16 protein-coding genes are annotated in these 18,140 nt (G+C 72.8%); 5 read left to right on the top strand and 11 right to left on the bottom strand.

Annotation, left to right across the window (positions count from 1 at the left end; genetic code table 11):
* Window positions 1-84: 84 nt before the first annotated feature.
* Entirely contained in the window at window positions 85-375 is a 291-nt protein-coding gene (locus tag ABZ885_RS21555; protein WP_360190847.1) for an SAV_915 family protein, read from the bottom strand.
* A gap of 234 nt (window positions 376-609) precedes the next feature.
* Between ABZ885_RS21555 and ABZ885_RS21550 the strand changes: the two genes are divergently transcribed.
* The 3 genes from ABZ885_RS21550 to ABZ885_RS21540 all read left to right on the top strand — a co-directional run bounded on the left by ABZ885_RS21550 (window position 610) and on the right by ABZ885_RS21540 (window position 3,817).
* Entirely contained in the window at window positions 610-1,047 is a 438-nt protein-coding gene (locus ABZ885_RS21550) for a helix-turn-helix domain-containing protein (protein WP_360190844.1), read from the top strand.
* Entirely contained in the window at window positions 1,040-1,408 is a 369-nt protein-coding gene (locus tag ABZ885_RS21545) for a DUF4180 domain-containing protein (protein ID WP_360190841.1), read from the top strand. Before ABZ885_RS21550 ends, ABZ885_RS21545 begins: the two co-directional genes overlap by 8 nt.
* A gap of 186 nt (window positions 1,409-1,594) precedes the next feature.
* A complete protein-coding gene (locus ABZ885_RS21540; RefSeq protein ID WP_360190838.1) occupies window positions 1,595-3,817 on the top strand; it encodes an NADP-dependent isocitrate dehydrogenase in 2,223 nt (740 codons plus the stop codon).
* A 106-nt stretch (window positions 3,818-3,923) separates the two neighbouring features.
* On the opposite strand, the gene ABZ885_RS21535 is transcribed toward ABZ885_RS21540, so the two are convergent.
* Together ABZ885_RS21535 and ABZ885_RS21530 are read right to left on the bottom strand one after the other, a co-directional pair.
* Complete coding sequence (locus ABZ885_RS21535) at window positions 3,924-4,562, bottom strand: YdcF family protein (RefSeq protein ID WP_360190836.1); 639 nt, start codon at window positions 4,560-4,562, stop codon at window positions 3,924-3,926.
* 88 nt (window positions 4,563-4,650) lie between these two features.
* Window positions 4,651-6,120 (bottom strand): MFS transporter, encoded by a 1,470-nt coding sequence (locus ABZ885_RS21530; RefSeq protein WP_360190833.1) that lies wholly within the window; start codon window positions 6,118-6,120, stop codon window positions 4,651-4,653.
* 144 nt (window positions 6,121-6,264) lie between these two features.
* Between ABZ885_RS21530 and ABZ885_RS21525 the strand changes: the two genes are divergently transcribed.
* The gene (locus ABZ885_RS21525; RefSeq protein WP_360190830.1) at window positions 6,265-6,975 is read left to right on the top strand and encodes a TetR/AcrR family transcriptional regulator; all 711 of its coding nucleotides are present in this window, start codon (window positions 6,265-6,267) and stop codon (window positions 6,973-6,975) included.
* Window positions 6,976-7,070: 95 nt separating this feature from the next.
* On the opposite strand, the gene ABZ885_RS21520 is transcribed toward ABZ885_RS21525, so the two are convergent.
* The 3 genes from ABZ885_RS21520 to ABZ885_RS21510 form a co-directional block, all read right to left on the bottom strand.
* Window positions 7,071-8,045 carry a cytochrome c oxidase assembly protein gene (locus tag ABZ885_RS21520; protein ID WP_360190850.1) on the bottom strand — a complete coding sequence of 325 codons (975 nt, stop codon included), beginning with the start codon at window positions 8,043-8,045 and terminating at the stop codon, window positions 7,071-7,073.
* 103 nt (window positions 8,046-8,148) lie between these two features.
* Window positions 8,149-9,801 carry an MFS transporter gene (locus ABZ885_RS21515; RefSeq protein ID WP_360190827.1) on the bottom strand — a complete coding sequence of 551 codons (1,653 nt, stop codon included), beginning with the start codon at window positions 9,799-9,801 and terminating at the stop codon, window positions 8,149-8,151.
* Window positions 9,802-9,930: 129 nt separating this feature from the next.
* Entirely contained in the window at window positions 9,931-10,914 is a 984-nt protein-coding gene (locus tag ABZ885_RS21510) for an aldo/keto reductase (RefSeq protein ID WP_360190825.1), read from the bottom strand.
* Window positions 10,915-11,031: 117 nt separating this feature from the next.
* On the opposite strand from ABZ885_RS21510, the gene ABZ885_RS21505 reads away from it, so the two are divergent.
* The gene (locus ABZ885_RS21505; protein ID WP_360190822.1) at window positions 11,032-11,610 is read left to right on the top strand and encodes a TetR family transcriptional regulator; all 579 of its coding nucleotides are present in this window, start codon (window positions 11,032-11,034) and stop codon (window positions 11,608-11,610) included.
* 1 nt (window position 11,611) lies between these two features.
* Here the strand turns inward: ABZ885_RS21505 and ABZ885_RS21500 are convergent, their stop codons facing one another.
* The 5 genes from ABZ885_RS21500 to ABZ885_RS21480 form a co-directional block, all read right to left on the bottom strand.
* The gene (locus tag ABZ885_RS21500) at window positions 11,612-12,613 is read right to left on the bottom strand and encodes a 2-hydroxyacid dehydrogenase (protein ID WP_360190820.1); all 1,002 of its coding nucleotides are present in this window, start codon (window positions 12,611-12,613) and stop codon (window positions 11,612-11,614) included.
* A 123-nt stretch (window positions 12,614-12,736) separates the two neighbouring features.
* Window positions 12,737-13,762 carry a 6-phosphofructokinase gene (locus tag ABZ885_RS21495; RefSeq protein ID WP_360190817.1) on the bottom strand — a complete coding sequence of 342 codons (1,026 nt, stop codon included), beginning with the start codon at window positions 13,760-13,762 and terminating at the stop codon, window positions 12,737-12,739.
* A gap of 359 nt (window positions 13,763-14,121) precedes the next feature.
* The gene (locus ABZ885_RS21490) at window positions 14,122-14,850 is read right to left on the bottom strand and encodes a glutamine amidotransferase (RefSeq protein WP_360190814.1); all 729 of its coding nucleotides are present in this window, start codon (window positions 14,848-14,850) and stop codon (window positions 14,122-14,124) included.
* A 49-nt stretch (window positions 14,851-14,899) separates the two neighbouring features.
* Window positions 14,900-16,162: a MurT ligase domain-containing protein gene (locus ABZ885_RS21485; protein WP_360190811.1), complete on the bottom strand. Its 1,263-nt coding sequence runs from the start codon at window positions 16,160-16,162 to the stop codon at window positions 14,900-14,902.
* A 320-nt stretch (window positions 16,163-16,482) separates the two neighbouring features.
* Window positions 16,483-17,931, bottom strand: coding sequence for a GNAT family N-acetyltransferase (locus ABZ885_RS21480; RefSeq protein WP_360190808.1), 1,449 nt, complete (start codon window positions 17,929-17,931; stop codon window positions 16,483-16,485).
* Window positions 17,932-18,140 lie beyond the last annotated feature (209 nt).

The following is an 18,140-nucleotide window of genomic DNA, read 5'->3' as shown; positions in this document are numbered from 1 at the left end:
CGAAGCCGACCCGGGCGATGGCGTGCAGGTGCCGGGCTCCCCCGGGCTGCGGCTCGGCGCCGCCGGGGAGCAGGTGCAGGGCGGTCACCGGGGCTGGAGGCGGGCCGCCGGGGCGGGGGCGCGGCCGGCCGTGACCGGCGGCGCGACCAGCCGTGGGTCCACCACCAGGGCGTCCACGCCGAGCGGTGCGGTGAGCGCCCGCAGGGCCGGTTCGCCGAGCTCGGTGAACGCCTGGTCCGGGCCGAGGAGTGCGGTGAGGGCCTCGGCGGTGGCGAAGCCGACCGCACAGCGGCGGCCGTCGCGGAGGCGGAACAGGCGGAGGGCAGTGGTGCGTCCGGTGACGGTGACCGGGACGTGCCAGACGACGCGGGCCATGCGGGTGCTCCCGAGGAGTGGTGGGCCTGCCGGAACTGCTCCCCCGACGCTAGGGCGGCACCGGGCGCCCGGCCGCCGTCCATACGCAGCGTTGACCGAATGCCGCGCCGTCTTGACGGACTTCTGACGCTCCCGTCGGCGGGCCGCCGGGCAGGCTTCCCTATTCTTCCCTTTCCTGACCTACTTGATGGTACGTTGGGGAAGGAAAGCGAAGGGTGAAAGGAGGGGCGCGGGATGCCGCAGTACTACTCGGTGGAACAGGTGGCCGAACTGCTCGGCCTGCACGTGCGGACCGTCCGCGGCTACATCCGGGACGGCCGGCTCCGGGCCACCAGGATCGGCAAGCAGTACCGGATCGCCGCCGCGGACCTCGACGCCCTCACCGGGGCCCCGGCCGCCCCGGCCGCCCCGCCCGTCCCCGAGCGGCGCCACGCGGAGGTGTCCGCGATCGTCCAGGTGGACGGGGTCGGCCGGACGGAGGCCGCCCGCCTGGCCAACACCGTCATGGCGGCGATCGCCGGCCCGCGCGAGGGCGGCATCCCGTTGCGGGTCGAGACCGTGCACAACGAGGAACGCGAGACCCTCAAGGTGATCGTGCTCGGGGGCCTGGCCGACACCGCCGAACTGCTCACCATCGTCCACCTGCTCATCGAGGAGAACCGGCATGTCTGACCGCCACGAGGTCACCGTCCTGCGCCTGCCCGCCGAGGGGGCGCCGATCCTGGGCGAGCGGGAGGCCACGGACGTGATCGGCGACGCGTTCGGGCACGGCGCCACCTGGGTGGTCGTCCCGGCGGCCCGCTTCGGGGACGACTTCTTCCGGCTGAGCACCCGCATCGCCGGGGGCATCGTGCAGAAGTTCGTCAACTACCGCATCGGCCTCGCCGTCGTCGGGGACATCTCCCGGCACACCGCGGCGAGCACCGCGCTGCAGGACTTCGTCCGGGAGAGCAACCGCGGCGGCCACCTCTGGTTCCTGGCCGACGAGGCCGAGTTCGACGCCCGGCTGGCCGCCCTCACCGCCGGCGCGTGACACCGCCGCCCGTCCGCGGAGGCCGCTCCGCTTGCCCCGCGCCCGTCCCGGGACCACGGTGGACCTGACCGCCGCGGACCTGCGACGGGCGCCCGCATTTGCTCCAGGACCGGGGGGAGGTGGAGCGGAGGGGCGGTCACGAGATATCTTGACGTCAAGACGTTGGAGACGTGAAGCGGAGTACCGATGACTGACTCGACCATCATCTATACGCACACCGACGAGGCGCCTGCCCTGGCAACGTACTCGTTCCTGCCCGTGGTCCAGGCCTACGCCTCGACGGCGGGTGTGCAGGTGGAGACTCGCGACATCTCCCTGGCCGGGCGGATCATCGCGAGCTTCCCGGAGCGTCTGGCGGAGGGCCAGCGGATCGAGGACGCCCTCGCCGAGCTGGGCGAGCTCGCCAAGACCCCGGGCGCCAACATCATCAAGCTGCCGAACATCTCGGCCTCCATCCCGCAGCTGAAGGCGGCCGTCGCCGAGCTGCAGGCGCAGGGCTACGCGCTGCCGGACTACCCGGACGACCCGCAGACCGACGAGGACAAGGACGTCCGCGCCCGCTACGACAAGGTCAAGGGCAGCGCCGTCAACCCCGTCCTGCGTGAGGGCAACTCGGACCGCCGCGCCCCCGCGTCGGTCAAGAACTACGCCAAGACGCACCCGCACCGCATGGGCGCCTGGACCGCCGAGTCCAAGACCAACGTCGCCACCATGGGCCAGAACGACTTCCGTTCCACCGAGAAGTCCGCCGTGATCGCCCAGGACGGCTCGCTCCGCATCGAGCTGGCCGGCCAGGACGGCACCACCACCGTGCTGCGCGAGAAGGTCCCGGTGCTGGCCGGCGAGGTCGTCGACGCCTCGGTGATGCGCGCCGCCGCCCTGAACGACTTCCTGGCCGCCCAGGTGGCCCGCGCCAAGGCCGAGGGCGTGCTGTTCTCGGTGCACCTCAAGGCCACCATGATGAAGGTCTCCGACCCGATCGTCTTCGGCCACGTGGTCCGCGCCTTCTTCCCGGCCACCTTCGCCAAGTACGGCGAGGTGCTGGTCGCCGCGGGCCTGAACCCGAACAACGGCCTCGGCGGCATCCTCGCGGGCCTGGACAAGGTGCCGCACCTGGGCGAGGAGATCAAGGCCTCGTTCGAGGCCGAGCTGGCCGACGGCCCGGCCCTGGCCATGGTCGACTCGGACAAGGGCATCACCAACCTGCACGTGCCGAGCGACGTCATCGTCGACGCCTCGATGCCGGCCATGATCCGCACCTCCGGCCACATGTGGGGCCCGGACGGCAACGAGGCCGACACCCTCGCCGTGCTGCCGGACAGCAGCTACTCCGGCGTGTACCAGGCCGTCATCGACGACTGCCGCGCCCACGGCGCCTTCGACCCGGCCACCATGGGCTCGGTGCCGAACGTCGGTCTGATGGCCCAGGCGGCCGAGGAGTACGGCAGCCACGACAAGACCTTCGAGATCGCGGCCGCCGGCACCGTCCGCCTGGTCGACACCGAGGGCAACGTCGTGCTGGAGCAGGAGGTCCAGGCCGGCGACATCTTCCGCGCCTGCCAGACCAAGGACCTGCCGATCCGCGACTGGGTCAAGCTGGCCGTCACCCGCGCCCGCGCCACCGGCAGCCCGGCCGTCTTCTGGCTGGACGAGAGCCGCGCGCACGACGCCGTCCTGATCGAGAAGATCAAGACCTACCTGCCGGAGCACGACACCACCGGCCTGCAGATCGAGATCAAGTCCCCGGTCGAGGCCACCAAGTTCTCGCTGGAGCGCATCCGCCGCGGCGAGGACACCATCTCGGTGACCGGCAACGTGCTGCGTGACTACCTGACCGACCTCTTCCCGATCCTGGAGCTGGGCACCAGCGCCAAGATGCTGTCGGTCGTCCCGCTGATCAACGGCGGTGGCCTGTTCGAGACCGGCGCCGGCGGCTCGGCCCCGAAGCACGTCCAGCAGCTGGTCAAGGAGAACTACCTGCGCTGGGACAGCCTGGGCGAGTTCTTCGCGCTGGCCGCCAGCTTCGAGCACCTCGCCACCAGCACCGGCAACGCCCGCGCCCAGGTGCTGGCCGACACGCTGGACCGCGCCACCGGCACCTTCCTCAACGAGGACAAGTCGCCGAGCCGCCGCCTCGGCGGCATCGACAACCGCGGCAGCCACTTCTACCTGGCCATGTACTGGGCCCAGGAGCTGGCCGCGCAGACCGCCGACGCCGAGCTGGCCCAGGCGTTCGCGGGCCTGGCCGAGGCGCTGACCTCGCAGGAGCAGGCCATCGTCGACGAGCTGATCGCCGTCCAGGGCTCGGCCGTCGACCTCGGTGGCTACTACCAGCCGGACCCGGCCAAGGCCGCGGCCGTGATGCGTCCGTCGAAGACCTTCAACGAGGCGCTGGCCAACCTCGGCTGACCACAGCCGGGTTGAGGTACCGGGAGGCCCCCGGGTCCGTGTGTGCGGACCCGGGGGCCTTCCCGTGCCGCCGTGCGGCCCGCGCTCTTCCGGGCCGCACGGCGGTTCAGGTGAGGCCGAGCAGTGCGCCGGCCCCGGCCAGCAGCAGGACGGCCGCGCCGTTGGCCCGCGGGTAGAGCAGCGCCGTCGCGACCACCTCGCGCAGCAGCGGGTACGGGCCGTGCGCCAGCAGCCCGTCCGCGCCGGCCACCCGGCCGGGGACGCCGGCCCGGCGGGCGGCGAGCGCCGAGCGGGGGACGTGGAACCCGCTGGTGACCACGGTGCAGCGGTAGCCGGGCCGTTCGGCGGCCATCAGCGCCGCACTGAAGCGCAGGTTCTCGGTGGTGTTCGCGGCCCGCTCCTCGCGCCGGACCCGTTCGGCGGGCACACCCCGGGCGGTCAGCCAGCGGGCCATCGCGGCGGCCTCGGTGCACGCGTCGAGCGGGCCCTTGCCACCGGTGACCAGCAGCAGCGGTGCGTGGCCGGCGGCCTCCTCGGCGGTGTACCGGGCGAGCGCCTCCTCCAGCCGGGCGGCCAGCAGCGGGGCGGGCTCGCAGTCGTCCAGCCCGGCGCCCAGCACGACGAGGAAGTCGGTCCCGGCGGGGTCCGGCCGCCGCCGGTCGTACAGCGCCCAGCCGAGGAAGCCGAGCAGCCAGAGCAGGGCGTACCCGCCGAGCAGGACGGCGACGATCGACAGGGTGCGCATGGTCTCCGAGCCTAGACGCCGGAACCCCAGCCGGAACCCCCGCCGGTGGCGGGGGTTCGTCGGCCGGACGGCGCGGAGGCCGCCGGGATCAGTGCCCGCCCTCCGGGCGCGCCTGGCGGGGGAGCAGGAAGGCGACGGCGAAGGCGAGCGCCAGCAGGACGGCGGTGAGCCCGAAGGTCCAGCCGGCCGCGTGCCGGAAGCCGTCCGTTCCGGCCCAGCCGAAGAAGGCCGTCCCGAGCAGCGCCACGCCGATCGAGCCGCCCAGCTGCTGCTGGGCGTTGAGCACGCCGGAGGCCGAGCCGGTCTCCGACTCCTCGACGCCGGCCAGGGCGATGTCGAAGAACGGCGCCATGATCAGGCCGAGGCCGAAGCCGGTGAGCGCGAGGCCGGGGATCAGCTCCCAGCTGGTCAGGCCGCCGGCCCAGTGTTCGACCGAGGCCCAGAGCGCGAGCACGCCCGCGGTGGCCACGGCCATGCCCGCGTGCAGCACCCGGCGGCCGTAGCGGGGGCCGAGGAAACCGCCGGAGAGGACCGCGCCGGCCACGATGCCGAGCGAGAGCGGGATCATGCTGAGGCCGGAGTGCAGCGGGGTCCAGCCGAGGCCGAGCTGCAGGTACAGGGTGAAGGTCAGCATCAGGCCGGACAGCGCCGCGAAGAAGACCAGCCCGGTGGCGAGCGCCGAGGTGAAGGCCCGCTTGGCGAACAGCGAGGGCTCGATCAGCGGGGTGCCGCCACGCCGCAGCACCCGGCGCTGATGGACGGTGAAGAGCCAGAGCACCGGCAGCGAGGCGGCCATCGCCAGGTAGGTCCAGAGCGGCCAGCCGAGCTCGCGGCCCTGCACCAGCGGGTAGACCAGCAGCAGCACGGCGGCGCTGAGCACCAGCACGCCGACCGGGTCGAGCCGCCCGGCCCCGGCGCTGCGGGTGGTGTGGTTGGCGGGCAGGATCTTCACCGCGGCGAGCACCGCGAGCAGGCCGAGCGGCAGGTTGATCAGGAAGACCATCCGCCAGCCGGTGCCGAACCAGTCGGCGTCGGTGAGGTAGCCGCCCAGGGTCGGCCCGAGGACGGAGGAGAGCCCGAGGACCGGGCCGAACAGGCCGAAGGCGGCGCCGACCTCCTTCGGCGGGAACATCGCCTTGATCAGGCCGAGCCCCTGCGGGATCAGCAGGGCGGCGAACAGGCCCTGGACGGTCCGGGCGGCGATCAGGGTGCCCGCGCCGGCCGAGGCGGCGCAGAGCACCGAGGCGGCGGTGAAGCCGGCCGCGCCGGTGACGAAGAGGCGTTTGCGGCCGAAGAGGTCGCCGAGCCGGCCGCCGGTGATCAGCAGGACGGCGAAGGCGAGCGTGTAGGCGGCGGAGATCCACTGGATCTGTGCCTCGGTGCCGCCGAAGTCGCGCTGGATGGCGGGGGAGGCGACGCCGACGATCGTGGTGTCGAGGAGGTCCATCACCTCGGCGGCCAGGATGACGGCGAGCGCGGCCCAGCGCAGCCGGTAGCCGGCCGGTTCGGGCCCGGCGGCCGTGCCGGTGGCCGGGGGAGGGAGGGTCTGACTGGTCATGGGTGGGCTCTCCGGATGCTGGGAGCTGGGCGAACCTCGTTCGCCCGAACGAACACTGTTTTTCGCAACGAACAGTGTTCTCCCATGGAACGGCGTTCGTGTCAAGTAGTGTGGGGTCCGTCGCCGACCACGAAGGAGCCCCCCATGACCAGTGCCGCCCCGCGTTCGAGCTGGTCGGCGCACTGGCCGGCGAGGGAGCAGGGCACGTCGAGGCGCCAGCCGCTGACCCGTGAGCGGATCGTCGAGGCCGCGCTGCGGATCGTCGACACCGAGGGCATGGACGCACTGAGCATGCGCCGGGTCGGCCAGGAGCTCCACACCGGCGCGGCCAGCCTCTACGCGCACGTCGGCAACAAGGAGGAGCTGATCGAGCTGGTCCTCGACCTCGCCTACTCCGAGGTCGAGCTGGAGCAGCCGGACCCGGCCGACTGGCAGGACCAGATCAAGCGGCTGCTGCGCCGCTCGCGGGACGTCCTGCTCGGCCACCGGGACCTCGCCAAGGCCGCCGTGGTCGCCAACGTCCCGATGACGCCGCACGCGATGGACATCGCCGAGGCCATGCTCGGCATGCTGCGGGCGGGCGGCCTGGACGAGCAGACGGCCGCCTACGGGGTGGACCTGCTCGGCCTGTACACCACCGCGACCACCTTCGAGGCGTCGACCCGCGGCGGCGGGAACTCCGAGGAGTTCACCGACCAGGTCCGCGGGTACTTCGCGACGATCCCGGTCGACCGCTACCCGATGATCACCTCGATGGCGACCGCCCTCACCCGCAACGTCGAGGGCGAGCGGTTCGAGTTCGGCCTGGACATCCTGGTGGCCGGCCTGGCCCGCCAGGCCGGACCGGCCGCCTGACCACCGGAAACGCCGGACCCCGGAACGGCTGACCCCGGAAACGCCGGACCCCCCGCCCGGGCGTCGGGCGGGGGGTCCTCGGTGGTGCGGCGGGCTCAGCCGGCGTCGGCCGCCGGGGCCGGGCGCTGGCCGCGCTTGTCCAGCGAGGCCAGGTACGCGTTGTACGCCGCCAGCTCGGCGTCGCCGTTGCGGTCCTCGGCGCGGTCGCGGCGTCGGGACAGCCGCTGCTCGGACCGCATCCACTGGTAGACCAGCGCGATCAGCACGATCGCGGTCGGGATCTCGCCGAACGCCCAGGTGATCCCGCCGGCCAGCTTCTGGTCCTCCAGCAGGTCCGTCCCGGGCGGGGCGCCGTCCTCGGTGAAGGTGGTCACCAGCGGGTGGGCGGCCATCATCACCGCGACGCCGAAGAAGGCGTGGAACGGCATCCCCATGAACAGCTCGATGATCCGCATCACGTGGCCGGGCCGGTTCGGGCCCGGGTCCACGCCCATGATCGGCCAGAAGAACGCCAGCCCGGTGGCGAGGAAGTGCACCATCATGAAGATGTGCCCGAGGCGGTACTGCATCAGGAAGTCGAACAGCGGGGTGAAATACACGCCGTAGAGGCTCGCGATGAACAGCGGGATGGTGAACGCCGGGTGCGAGACCACCTTGACGTAGGTGCTGTGCAGCAGCGCCACCAGCAGCTCCCGCGGCCCGCGCGGACGGCCCTTGCCGGCCGGGCGCAGCGCGCGCAGCGCCAGCGTGATCGGCGCGCCGAGCAGCAGCAGGATCGGCGAGAGCATGGAGAGCACCATGTGCTGCATCATGTGCGCGCTGAACAGCACCATGCCGTAGTCGTTCAGCCCGGTGCAGGTGACCAGGATCACCGAGCCGGTGCCCGCCACCCAGCCGACGGTCCGGCCGACGGACCAGCGGTCGCCGCGCCGGTACAGCCGGACCACGCCCGCCCCGTAGAGCGCCAGCGCGAGCAGGCTGCCGATCAGGAACACCCAGTCGGGGGACCAGGTCAGGACGTTCGAGAGGGAGAACGGTCCGAGCCGCGGCATGCCGCCGTGGTGGTGCATGCCTGACATTCCGTCGCCCATCGGCGGGTCCTGCTTTCCCTCTGCGCGGCCCCTGGGTGGGTCCGGTTCGCCCGTTTTGGTTCGGGAACAGCCTAGGCGGGCCTTACCCCGGCGATTCGCCCGCCCCCCGGCCCGGGGCCGCGCCGGGCTGCGCCGAGGGGATGCGTTGCACGAAGAACAGCCCGGTGAGCCCGATGAGTGCGAGGAGGGCCAGGGCGACCTTGAGGCCGTCGATCCGGGCGTCCGCGTTGGCGTCGAGCGCCGCCTGCGTCACCTCCGAGTTCGCCCCGGACTGGTCGAGTGCGGCCTGGAGCTGGGCGTCCGAGAGGAACGGGACACCTCCGGCGAGCTCGACCGTGGCCCGGGTCTTGACCTCGTCGGGGACGGCCGGGTTCTGCTCGATGTTGCCCAGGAAGGAGGAGGTGAGCACCGCGATCATGATCGAGCCGGCGAGGGCCGTGCCGATCGAGGCGCCGAGGTTGGTGACGGTGTTCTGGACGCCTCCCACGTCGGCGTTCTGCTCGTCCGGGACCGCCGAGACGGTGACCGCCCCGAGCTGGGAGGCGAGTGCGCCCATGCCCAGGCCGACCAGCAGCAGCGGAACGGTGGTGACCTCCGCTCCCGAACCGGGGTCCAGGGCCGCCATCAGGACGACGGCACCGGCGATCATCGCCAGCAGGCCGAGCCGGACGACCCGCCGCGGGGACACGTCGGGGAAGAGGCGGGGGATGCCGACCGCCGCCGCGAGCAGCGTCAGCGACAGGGGCATGATCCGGACACCCGTCTCCAGCGCGGAGAGGCCGAGCGCGACGGACAGGTAGAGCGGTACGACGAAGAACACGCCCATCTGGATCAGGTACTGGAAGAAGAACATCGTGAGGCCGCCCGTGAGCTGCCGGTTGTGCAGCATGGTCAGGTCGACCAGCGGCTCCCGGTGCTGCTTCATGAGGTGGTCCTCCCAGCGGAAGAACAGCCACACCACCAGCAGGCCCGCCAGCATCAGCCAGACGACCGGGGAGAGCCCGAACCAGGAGGGCGCTCCCGGCTTCGGGATGAACCAGCCCCACTCGTCCGACCGGAGCACGCCGAAGACGAAGACCCCGAGCCCGAGGGCCGACAGCACCGCGCCGGTCACGTCGATGCGGGGGCGCCGGTCGGGCGGTGCGTCGGCGATGGGACGGGCCAGCACGAGGATGCCGAGGACGACCACCACCTCCCCCACGAACACCCAGCGCCAGGAGAAGTACGTCGTCGCGATGCCCCCGATGAGCGGCCCGAGCGCGATCGCGATCGCCCCGGCGGCCGCCACCAGCCCGTACGCGGCCGGACGCCTCCGCTCGGCGAAGTTCCCCGCGACCAGCGCCACGATCGCCGGGAGGATCAACGCCGCGCCGGCCCCCTCCAGGAAGGACCAGCCCAGCAGGAGCACCGGCAGGTTCGGGGCGACCGCCGTCGTCAGCGAGCCGACGCCGTAGATCACGCAGCCGGCCAGGAAGGCGCGCTTGCGGCCGATGATCGCCCCGACCTTGCCGCCGGGAATCATCAGCATGGCCATCACGAGCGTGTACGCGGTGATCGCGCCCTGGATCCCGGTCACCGAGGTGCCCACGTCCTGCGCCACCGTCGCGATCGACACGTTCATCACGGAGCTGTCGAGCGCCATCACGAACTGCGCCGACGCCAGCGTCAGCAGGACCAGTCTCGCCGCACCGCCCTGCTCGGGCGGGTCTTCCGATACGCCGGTGCTGTCAACCATGGACGCATTCTCGGGCCGGAGGCACGCCGCTCCCGGGCGCCCCGCCGGACGGCGGGCCGCCCGCCCGTTCCGGTACCCGCCGCCGCGGGGGGCGCCGGGCCGCGGCGGCGGGTACGGCGCGCCCGGTGCTCAGCCGTTGAGGGTCTGCATCAGCTCGGGGGCGTAGCGGTCGCCGGAGACGATCCCGTGCGGGGCGACCGCGTCGATGGCGGCGAGGTCGTCCGGGGTGATCGTCACGGTGGAGGCGGCGATGTTCTCCTCCAGGTAGCGGCGGCGCTTGGTGCCGGGGATGGCGACCGCGCCCCGGTGCAGGACCCACGCGAGGGCCAGCTGGGAGGGTGTGACGTTCCCGGCGGCGGCGATCCGGCGGACCTCGTCGACCACGGCCAGGTTGCGGTCGAAGTTCTCGCCCTGGAAGCGGGGGTCGGTGCGGCGGAAGTCGTCGGCGGCGAAGTCGTCCGGGCTGGTGATCGCGCCGGAGAGGAAGCCGCGGCCGAGCGGGGAGTAGGCGACCAGGCCGATCCCGAGCTCGGCCAGGGTGGCCATGACCCCGTCGTGCTCGATGCCGCGCTCGAAGAGCGAGTACTCGGTCTGGACCGCGGTCAGCGGGTGGACGGCGTGGGCGCGGCGGATGGTCTGCGGCGCCACCTCGGACAGGCCGAGGTAGCGGACCTTGCCGGCGGCCACGAGCTCGCCCATGGCGCCGACGCTCTCCTCGACCGGCACCGCGGGGTCGACGCGGTGCAGGTAGTAGAGGTCGACGTGGTCGGTGTTCAGGTGGCGCAGGGAGCGGTCCAGGGCGCGGCGGATGTACTCGGGGCGCCCGTTGAGGCCGCCCCACACGCCGTCGTCGCTGAACTCGATCCCGGTCTTGGTGGCGATCACGGCCTGCTCGCGCCGGCCGGTGAGCGCCTTGCCGATGAGCTGCTCGTTGAGGAAGGGGCCGTAGCCCTCGGCGGTGTCGAGCAGGGTCACGCCCCGTTCCAGGGCGCGGTCGATGGTGGCCAGCGATTCGGCCTCGTCGGTGGTGCCGTAGAAGGCGCTCATCCCCATGCAGCCGAGTCCCTGCGCGGAGACGGTGAGGCCCTGGCTGCCGAGCGTGCGGAGTTCCATCGTGATCTTCCTTGTGTCGCGGTCGTCCCGGTCGTATGTAACTAACTGGATAGGTCAAGAGTGCACAGGCTCTCCGAAGATGTCAATAACCGGATAGTTACTTGCTAGGGTGGTGGCATGGCACGAGACTCCGCCGCGACCAAGGCCCGCCTCCTCGACGCCGCCTTCGCCGAGTTCGCCGCGTACGGCATCGCCGGCGCGCGGGTGGACCGCATCGCCGAGACGGCCGGGGCGAACAAACGGCTGATCTACGTCTACTTCGGCAACAAGGAGCAACTGTTCGACGCCGTGATCCAGCGGGCGCTCGCCATGGGCGCGGAGACCGTGCCCTTCGACGCCGAGAACCTCCCCGACTACGCGGGACAGGTCTTCGACCTCCTGGTCGCCCAACCCGACCTGGCACGGCTGCTCACCTGGAAGCAGCTGGAGCGTCCGGGTGCCACCGACCTGGAGGCCGCCGCCTACCGCGCCAAGTACGCGGCCGTGGCGACGGCCCAGCAGCAGGGCCGGATCAACGCGGACCTCGACCCGGCCGACCTGCTCGCCCTCGTCCTGGCCCTGGCCCAGGCCTGGTTCACCGCCGCGGACGGCATGAGCGGGACCGGCGGAAGCAGCTCATGGCCGACGCACCGGCTGGCCCGGCACCGCACGGCCGTCGTCCACGCCGTGCAGCGGGTCACCGCACCACGCGGCTAGGTCACGGGTGGACGGCCGGGACGAGGGTGTTCTCGTTGCGCCGGCCGGCCGCGAAGTCGTCGACGTTGCGGACGGTGGCGTCGATGATCTGGCCGACGGCGGTGCTGGTGAAGTACGCCTGGTGCGAGGTGACCACCACGTGGGGGAAGGTGACCAGCCGGGCCAGCACGTCGTCGGAGATGCCCTCGATGGAGCGGTCGGTGAAGAAGACGCCGGTCTCCTCCTCGTAGACGTCCAGGCCGACGCCGGCGAGCCGGCCGGCCCGCAGCGTCTCGACCAGGGCGGCGCTGTCCACCAGGCCGCCGCGGCTGGAGTTGACCAGGATGGCGTCGTCCTTCATCCGGGCCAGCGCGGCGGCGTCGATCAGGTGGCGGGTGTCCGGCACCAGCGGGACGTGCAGGCTGACCAGGTCGGCGCGGGAGAGCAGCGCGGGCAGCTCGGTGTAGGTCATGCCGAGCGCGACGCAGGCCGGGTTCTCGGCGAGGTCCCAGCCCAGCAGCTCGGTGCCGAAGCCGTGGGCGATCCGGGCGAAGCACTCGCCGATCTTGCCGGTGCCGATCACGCCGACCGTCATGCCGTGGATGTCGCGGCCGAGCAGGCCGTCGAGCCGGAAGTCGAACTCGCGGGAGCGGTTGGCGGCCCGGGTGAGCCGCCGGTTGACGGCCAGCGCCAGGGCCCAGGCGTGTTCGGCGACCGCGTACGGGCTGTAGTGGGAGACCCGGCCGACGGTCAGGCCCAGCTCGGCGGCGGCCTCCAGGTCGATGTTGTTGAAGCCGGTGGAGCGCTGGGCGACCAGCCTGGTGCCGCCGGCGGCCAGCCGGGCGAGCGTCCCGGCGTCCAGCTCGGCGTTGACGCTGCTGCTCACGGCCGGGTAGCCGGCGGCCAGCGGAGCGGTGTCGCGGTTGAGGAAGACGTCCAGGCAGCGCAGCTCGTGCCGGCCCGCGAACGCCTTCTCCAGCAGCGGCCGCTCGTCGGCCTGCACACCGTACGCGAGGATCTCCATCGGCCGGTCCCTTCCGGTGGTGGTCTGGTCCACCGGTCACGCTAATGCGTGGGACGGCGCGCCGGGCGGGAACGACACCGGCCCCCGGGCGGGTGCTCGGGGGCCGGGGTGGCGAGGGGCGGGTCAGATGACCGTCTCGGCCTCGAGGTAGCGGTCCTGCGGCACCGTCTTCAGCTCGGCGACGGCCTCGGCGAGCGGCACCAGGTTGATGTTGGTGCCCTGCAGCGCGGTGATGTGGCCGAAGGCGCCCTTGTGGACGGCCTCCACGGCGTGCCAGCCGAACCGGGTGGCGAGCACCCGGTCGTACGCGGTCGGGGTGCCGCCGCGCTGGGTGTGGCCGAGGATCACCGGGCGGGCCTCCTTACCGAGCCGGTGCTCCAGCTCGCGGGAGAGCTGGGTGGCGATGCCGGTGAACCGCTCGTGGCCGTAGATGTCCTTGCTGCCCTCCTCCCAGTGCATGGTGCCGGGTTCGGGCTTGGCGCCCTCGGCGCAGACCACGATCGCGAACTTCTTCTGCCGGTCGAAGCGCTCGCGGACGACGGCGGTGAGCTTGTCGATGTGGAACGGGCGCTCCGGGACGACGATCGCGTGGGCGCCGGCGGCCATGCCCGCGTTGAGCGCGATCCAGCCGGTGTGGCGGCCCATGACCTCGACGACCATGACGCGCTGGTGGGACTCGGCCGTGGTCTTCAGCCGGTCCAGGGCCTCGGTGGCGACCGAGACGGCGGTGTCGAAGCCGAAGGTCACGTCGGTGGCGGCGATGTCGTTGTCGATCGTCTTCGGCACGCCGACGATCGGCAGGCCGGCATCGCTCATCAGCTTGGCGGCCTTGAGGGTGCCCTCGCCGCCGATCGGGATCACCGCATCCAGGCCGAGGTCCGCGCAGTACCGCTTGGCGCGCTCGACGCCGTCGCGCAGGTGGCTCGGCTGGACCCGCGAGGATCCGAGGATGGTGCCGCCCTGGGCGAGGATGCCGCTCACCGAGTCCAGGGTCAGGGGCCGGTGGTGGCCCTCCAGGAAACCGCGCCAGCCGTCCTCGAACCCGATGATCTCGTCGCCGTGGTCGACCACCCCCCGGTGGACCACGGATCGGATCACCGCGTTCAGGCCGGGGCAGTCACCGCCGCTGGTCAGCACTCCAATACGCATAGTTTTGCAACTCCCGAGCAGAACCGAGGAACGGCCGGACTACAGGCTGGTGCGACGAACCGTCACCGTAGCGGCGCCGTTCCACGCCGTGGTGGCGGGGAGTCGACCGTGGGGTGAAGGGACCGGCCGGTCCGGGGAAAAGACCCGGAACGGCCGCGGGGTCGAGCATACGGCGCCTGCGTCCGGCCGGGCAGGAGCCGACGCGGGAGCGGCGCCGTCGGCGCCCCCGCGCGGAAGTGCAGCCTGCTGCCGAGGAGGGTGTGCAGCCGGCAGCCCCATTGTCGTACGTTCCGGCCCGCCCGTGGACCAGGTGCCCGCATCGCGGGCAACCGGTGGGAGCGGACGGGCCGGGGGGCGTACTACGCGGGGCGCGTCGTGGCCGCGATGCGCTCGGCGCGCAGCGCGTCGTACCAGGTGGTGTCGGCCGGCGGCAGGGCGTTGACGTCCAGCGCCAGCTTGATCAGCATGTCGGCGACGGCGGGGTTGCGCGCCAGCACCGGGCCGTGCAGGTAGGTGCCGAAGACGGTGTCCCGCCAGGCACCCTCGCTGCCGTCCCCGGTGCCGTTGCCCCGGCCGACGGTGACGGTGGCGAACGGCTGGACGCCCTGGCCGAGCTGGGTGACGCCCTGGTGGTTCTCGAAGCCGGTCAGCTGCGGCAGGCCGAGCCGCGGGTCGACGTCGGCCAGCACGTCGCCGACGCACCGGGCGCCCTCGCCGCGGCTGGTCCAGACGTCGAGCAGGCCCAGGCCCGGCTCGCGCTCGCCGAGGTCGTTGATGAACTCGTGGCCCATGATCTGGAAGCCCGCGCAGACGCCGAAGATGATCGCGCCGTTCTCGGCGGCCCGGATCAGGCCGCTGTCGGCCCGCAGCCGCTCGGCCGCCAGCCGCTGCGGACGGTCCTCGCCGCCGCCGATCAGGTAGATGTCCCCGCTGGTGGGGATCGCCTGGTCGGAGCGGACGTCGATCCGCGTCACGTTGAGGTGGCGCTGGCGGGCCCGGCGCTCCACGACCAGGGCGTTGCCCCGGTCGCCGTACGTGCTGAGCAGGTCCGGGTAGACCCAGACCACGCGCAGGCTGCTCTCACTCATCCTCGAAGGCCTTCCGTCACGCTCATTCGATGGGGCTGCTGGGCCGGCATCAGCCGGCCACGACCTTCCGCAGCTGCTGGAAGGCGGTGTAGTTGGCGATCGCCTCGATCCGGCCGGGCGGGGCCATCCGGACGGCCTGCTCCAGCGAGTCCACGACGTGGAACTGCAGCCCGGCGACCTCGAGGCGGACGGCCAGGTCCAGCTTGCGCTGGCCCATGACGAACACCGGGTGCCCGGCGAGCCGCTCGTAGTCGACGTCCCAGAGCCAGGAGGTGTCGGTGCCGTCGGCGTCCAGCGCGTTGACGGACAGGATGACCGGGGCCGGCGGGCCGTCGATCAGCGAGAAGGTCTCCAGCCAGCCGGCCGGGTTCTTGGCCAGCAGCAGCCTTATGTCGCGGCCCTGGTACTGGACGACGTCGTAGCGGCCGGCCACGGCCGTCACCGACTGCATCCGCTCCAGCGCGACCTGCGGGGCGACCCCGAAGACGGCCGCGACCGCGGCGGAGCTGGTGGCGTTGGCCAGGTTGGCGCGGCCGGGCAGCTGCAGCTGGATCGGCCAGGCGCCGCGCTGCGGGTCGATCACGTGGGTGCCCTGGAGCGCCCAGTGCGGGTTGGGGCGCCGGAAGCCGCAGTCCTGGCAGAACCAGTCGTCGCCCGGGCGCTGCATCACGCCGCCGCAGGCGGGGCAGGACCAGGCGTCCTCCTTCCAGGCCTGGCCGGCGGCCACCCAGACCACCTTCTTGCAGGAGGAGGCGGCCCAGGTCACCAGCGGGTCGTCGGCGTTGGCGATGACCACGGCCTCGGTGTCCTGGAGGCCCTCGCGCCACTTCTCGGCCATCATCCGGGTCTCGGCGGCGCGGTCGAGCTGGTCGCGGGAGAGGTTGAGCAGGGCGATCGCCTTCGGGCGGGTGTCGCGGGCGACGCCGGCCAGGTACTTCTCGTCCACCTCGATGACGCCGAAGCGGGCGTCCGAGCCGCCGGCCAGGGCGGAGGTGATGCCGGCCGGCATGTTGGCGCCCAGGGCGTTGGAGACCACCGGGCCGGCGGCGCGCAGCGCCTCGGCGATCAGGCGGGTGGTCGTGGTCTTGCCGTTGGTGGCGCTGACCAGGACCACGTCGAGGTGGTCGGCGAGAGTGGCGAGCAGATCGGGGTCGAGCTTGAGGGCGACCTTGCCGCCGATCACCGAGCCGCTTCCGCGGCCGGCCTTGCGGGACACGGCGGCGGCCACCCGGCCGGCCGTGACCGCGATCTTGGCGCGGGCCGGCAGGGAGGCGTCGCGTGCGCCTGTGGGCTCCGATTCGGTGCCTGCCATGCTCAGTGGTTCCTCCTTGCTGCGGCACCGCCCGGGGCCGGATAACGAGCCGTCGGGCGGCGGGGACGGGGCCAGCCTACCGACTCCACCGCCGGGGTCGACGCTCCGGACCCCGCGCCGCCTGCTGCGACGGCCCCGGCGGCGACTCCCGGTGAACACTGACAGTGCGTCAGAAAAGGCGGTGTACGGACGGGCCGTACGTCGCCGGGGACGCCGATTCCCGGTCCGGTGGTTCCCTGGTGGGCCGCACGCACCCGGGCCGGACGGCGGGGTCGCCGTCCGGCCCGGGAGCATGCCGTGAGGATGTGGTGAAGAAACGCTTACCTGCCTGGCCGGGTCGGCCAGGGGACCGGAAGCTCCTCGGCCGCCTCGGCCAGGTGCGCGGTGATCACCAGGGTGCCCTCCTCGACCTGGTAGTCCAGCGGCGCGGCCAGCTTGCGCATGGTCGCGATCAGCCCGGTGTTGGAGGACTGGGTGACGGCGTACACCGTCTCCACGCCGGCCTCCAGCGCCAGCGCCGACATCCGCCGCATCAGGTCCAGCCCCAGCCCGCGCCGCTGCCAGGCGTCCTCGACCAGCACCGCGACCTCGGCGCTGTCGTCGTCCCACATCAGGTGCCCGAGGGCGACGAGCCGCCCGTCCGCGGCCTCCACCGTGAGCGCCTGGCCGTGCCGGGCGTCCAGCAGGTGCTCCAGGTAACGGTCGGCGTCCCGGACCGGGCCGTGGTACCGCTTGCGCAGCGTGTCGGAGGAGCAGCGCCGGTGCATCGCCAGCGCCGCCGCCTTGTCGCCCGCGTCCGCGCGCCGGACGGTCAGGTCGGCCCCGGCGGGCAGGGTCAGCCGGGCCGAGACGTCCGGCACCCGGGGGCCGAGCAGGGTGTCCAGCTCGACCAGGGCCTGCGCCCGGGCGAACTCGGTCGGGGTGAAGGGCAGCTGCGGGCGGCTGAGCTCGATCAGGTCACCGGAGGGCACCGGCAGCCGCATCACGTGCCCGTCCACCCCGGCGACGCCGCGCCCGGCCGCGCCCGGGTACTGCCGGATGGTGCACTGGCCGAACAGCTGCCGCAGCGCGATCGGCAGCTCGGCGGCGTCCAGCGCGGTCCGGGTCGCCAGCGCCAGCACGTGGGTGGGCACGTCCACCAGGTCGTGCGCGTCGGCCGGGGCGCTCCAGATGTCGTGCCCGCCCGCCGCCGCCACCAGCGCGGCCAGGTCGGCCCGGGTGAGCGAACGCGGCGCGCGGACGAAGAACTCGTCCACCGCGCCCTCCGGCAGCGGGTGCGACTGCATCGAGACGATGTTGACCTGCTGCTCCGCGAAGGCCGTGCACACCCGGGCCAGGCTGCCGGGGGAGTCCTGCACGGTGGTGCGGACCCGCCAGAGCGAGGTCTGCTCGAAGTCGTGCAGCGGGCCCTGCAACGGCTCCTTCGCCGGCTCCTCCGACGGCTGCGGCCCGTCCGCGGCGGCCGGGGGTGCGGGCGCGTCCGGGGCCGGCGGCCCGTGCAGCTGGTGGCGGTGCGACCACCAGCTGTGGAAGACCGCCGTCGCCACCAGGGCCACCGCGGAGGTCGCGAGCACCACCGGCCCCTCCGGCCCGTGCACCACGACCTTGGCCACCAGGTCGGCCGCGGTCACCGAGAGGAACACCGCGGCGAGCTCCACGGTGTCGCGGCGCCACCTGTGGGTGCGGGCACCGCGCCGCTGGGCACGGGAGGGGGTCGGCGTCGGGTTCTTCGTCGTTCCGGTCGTCGTCAGCTGCTCCGTGTGCTCCATGGCCCCAAATCTGCCGCTCCGGTGTTTCACGATCACGAATGCTTCGTGACCTGTCGGTTAATGTCGGTCACTCGCCCACTCGCCTCCGGGGCGCTCTGGCCCGGTGCCGACGGTCGGCGCTCCAACGCCCTTCGTCCCTCAGGGCGTCCTCGCTTCTCCCTTTCGGCACCGGCGCGCCCCTTCGGCTCGGGGCGGGGACTCGCCCACTC

Origin of the sequence: Kitasatospora sp. NPDC047058 (assembly GCF_040643935.1) — a bacterium.
In the GTDB taxonomy this organism is placed as follows: Bacteria; Actinomycetota; Actinomycetes; order Streptomycetales; family Streptomycetaceae; genus Kitasatospora.
Note: the sequence above shows the minus strand (reverse complement) of the source record. Positions and strands in the feature narration are given on the sequence as shown.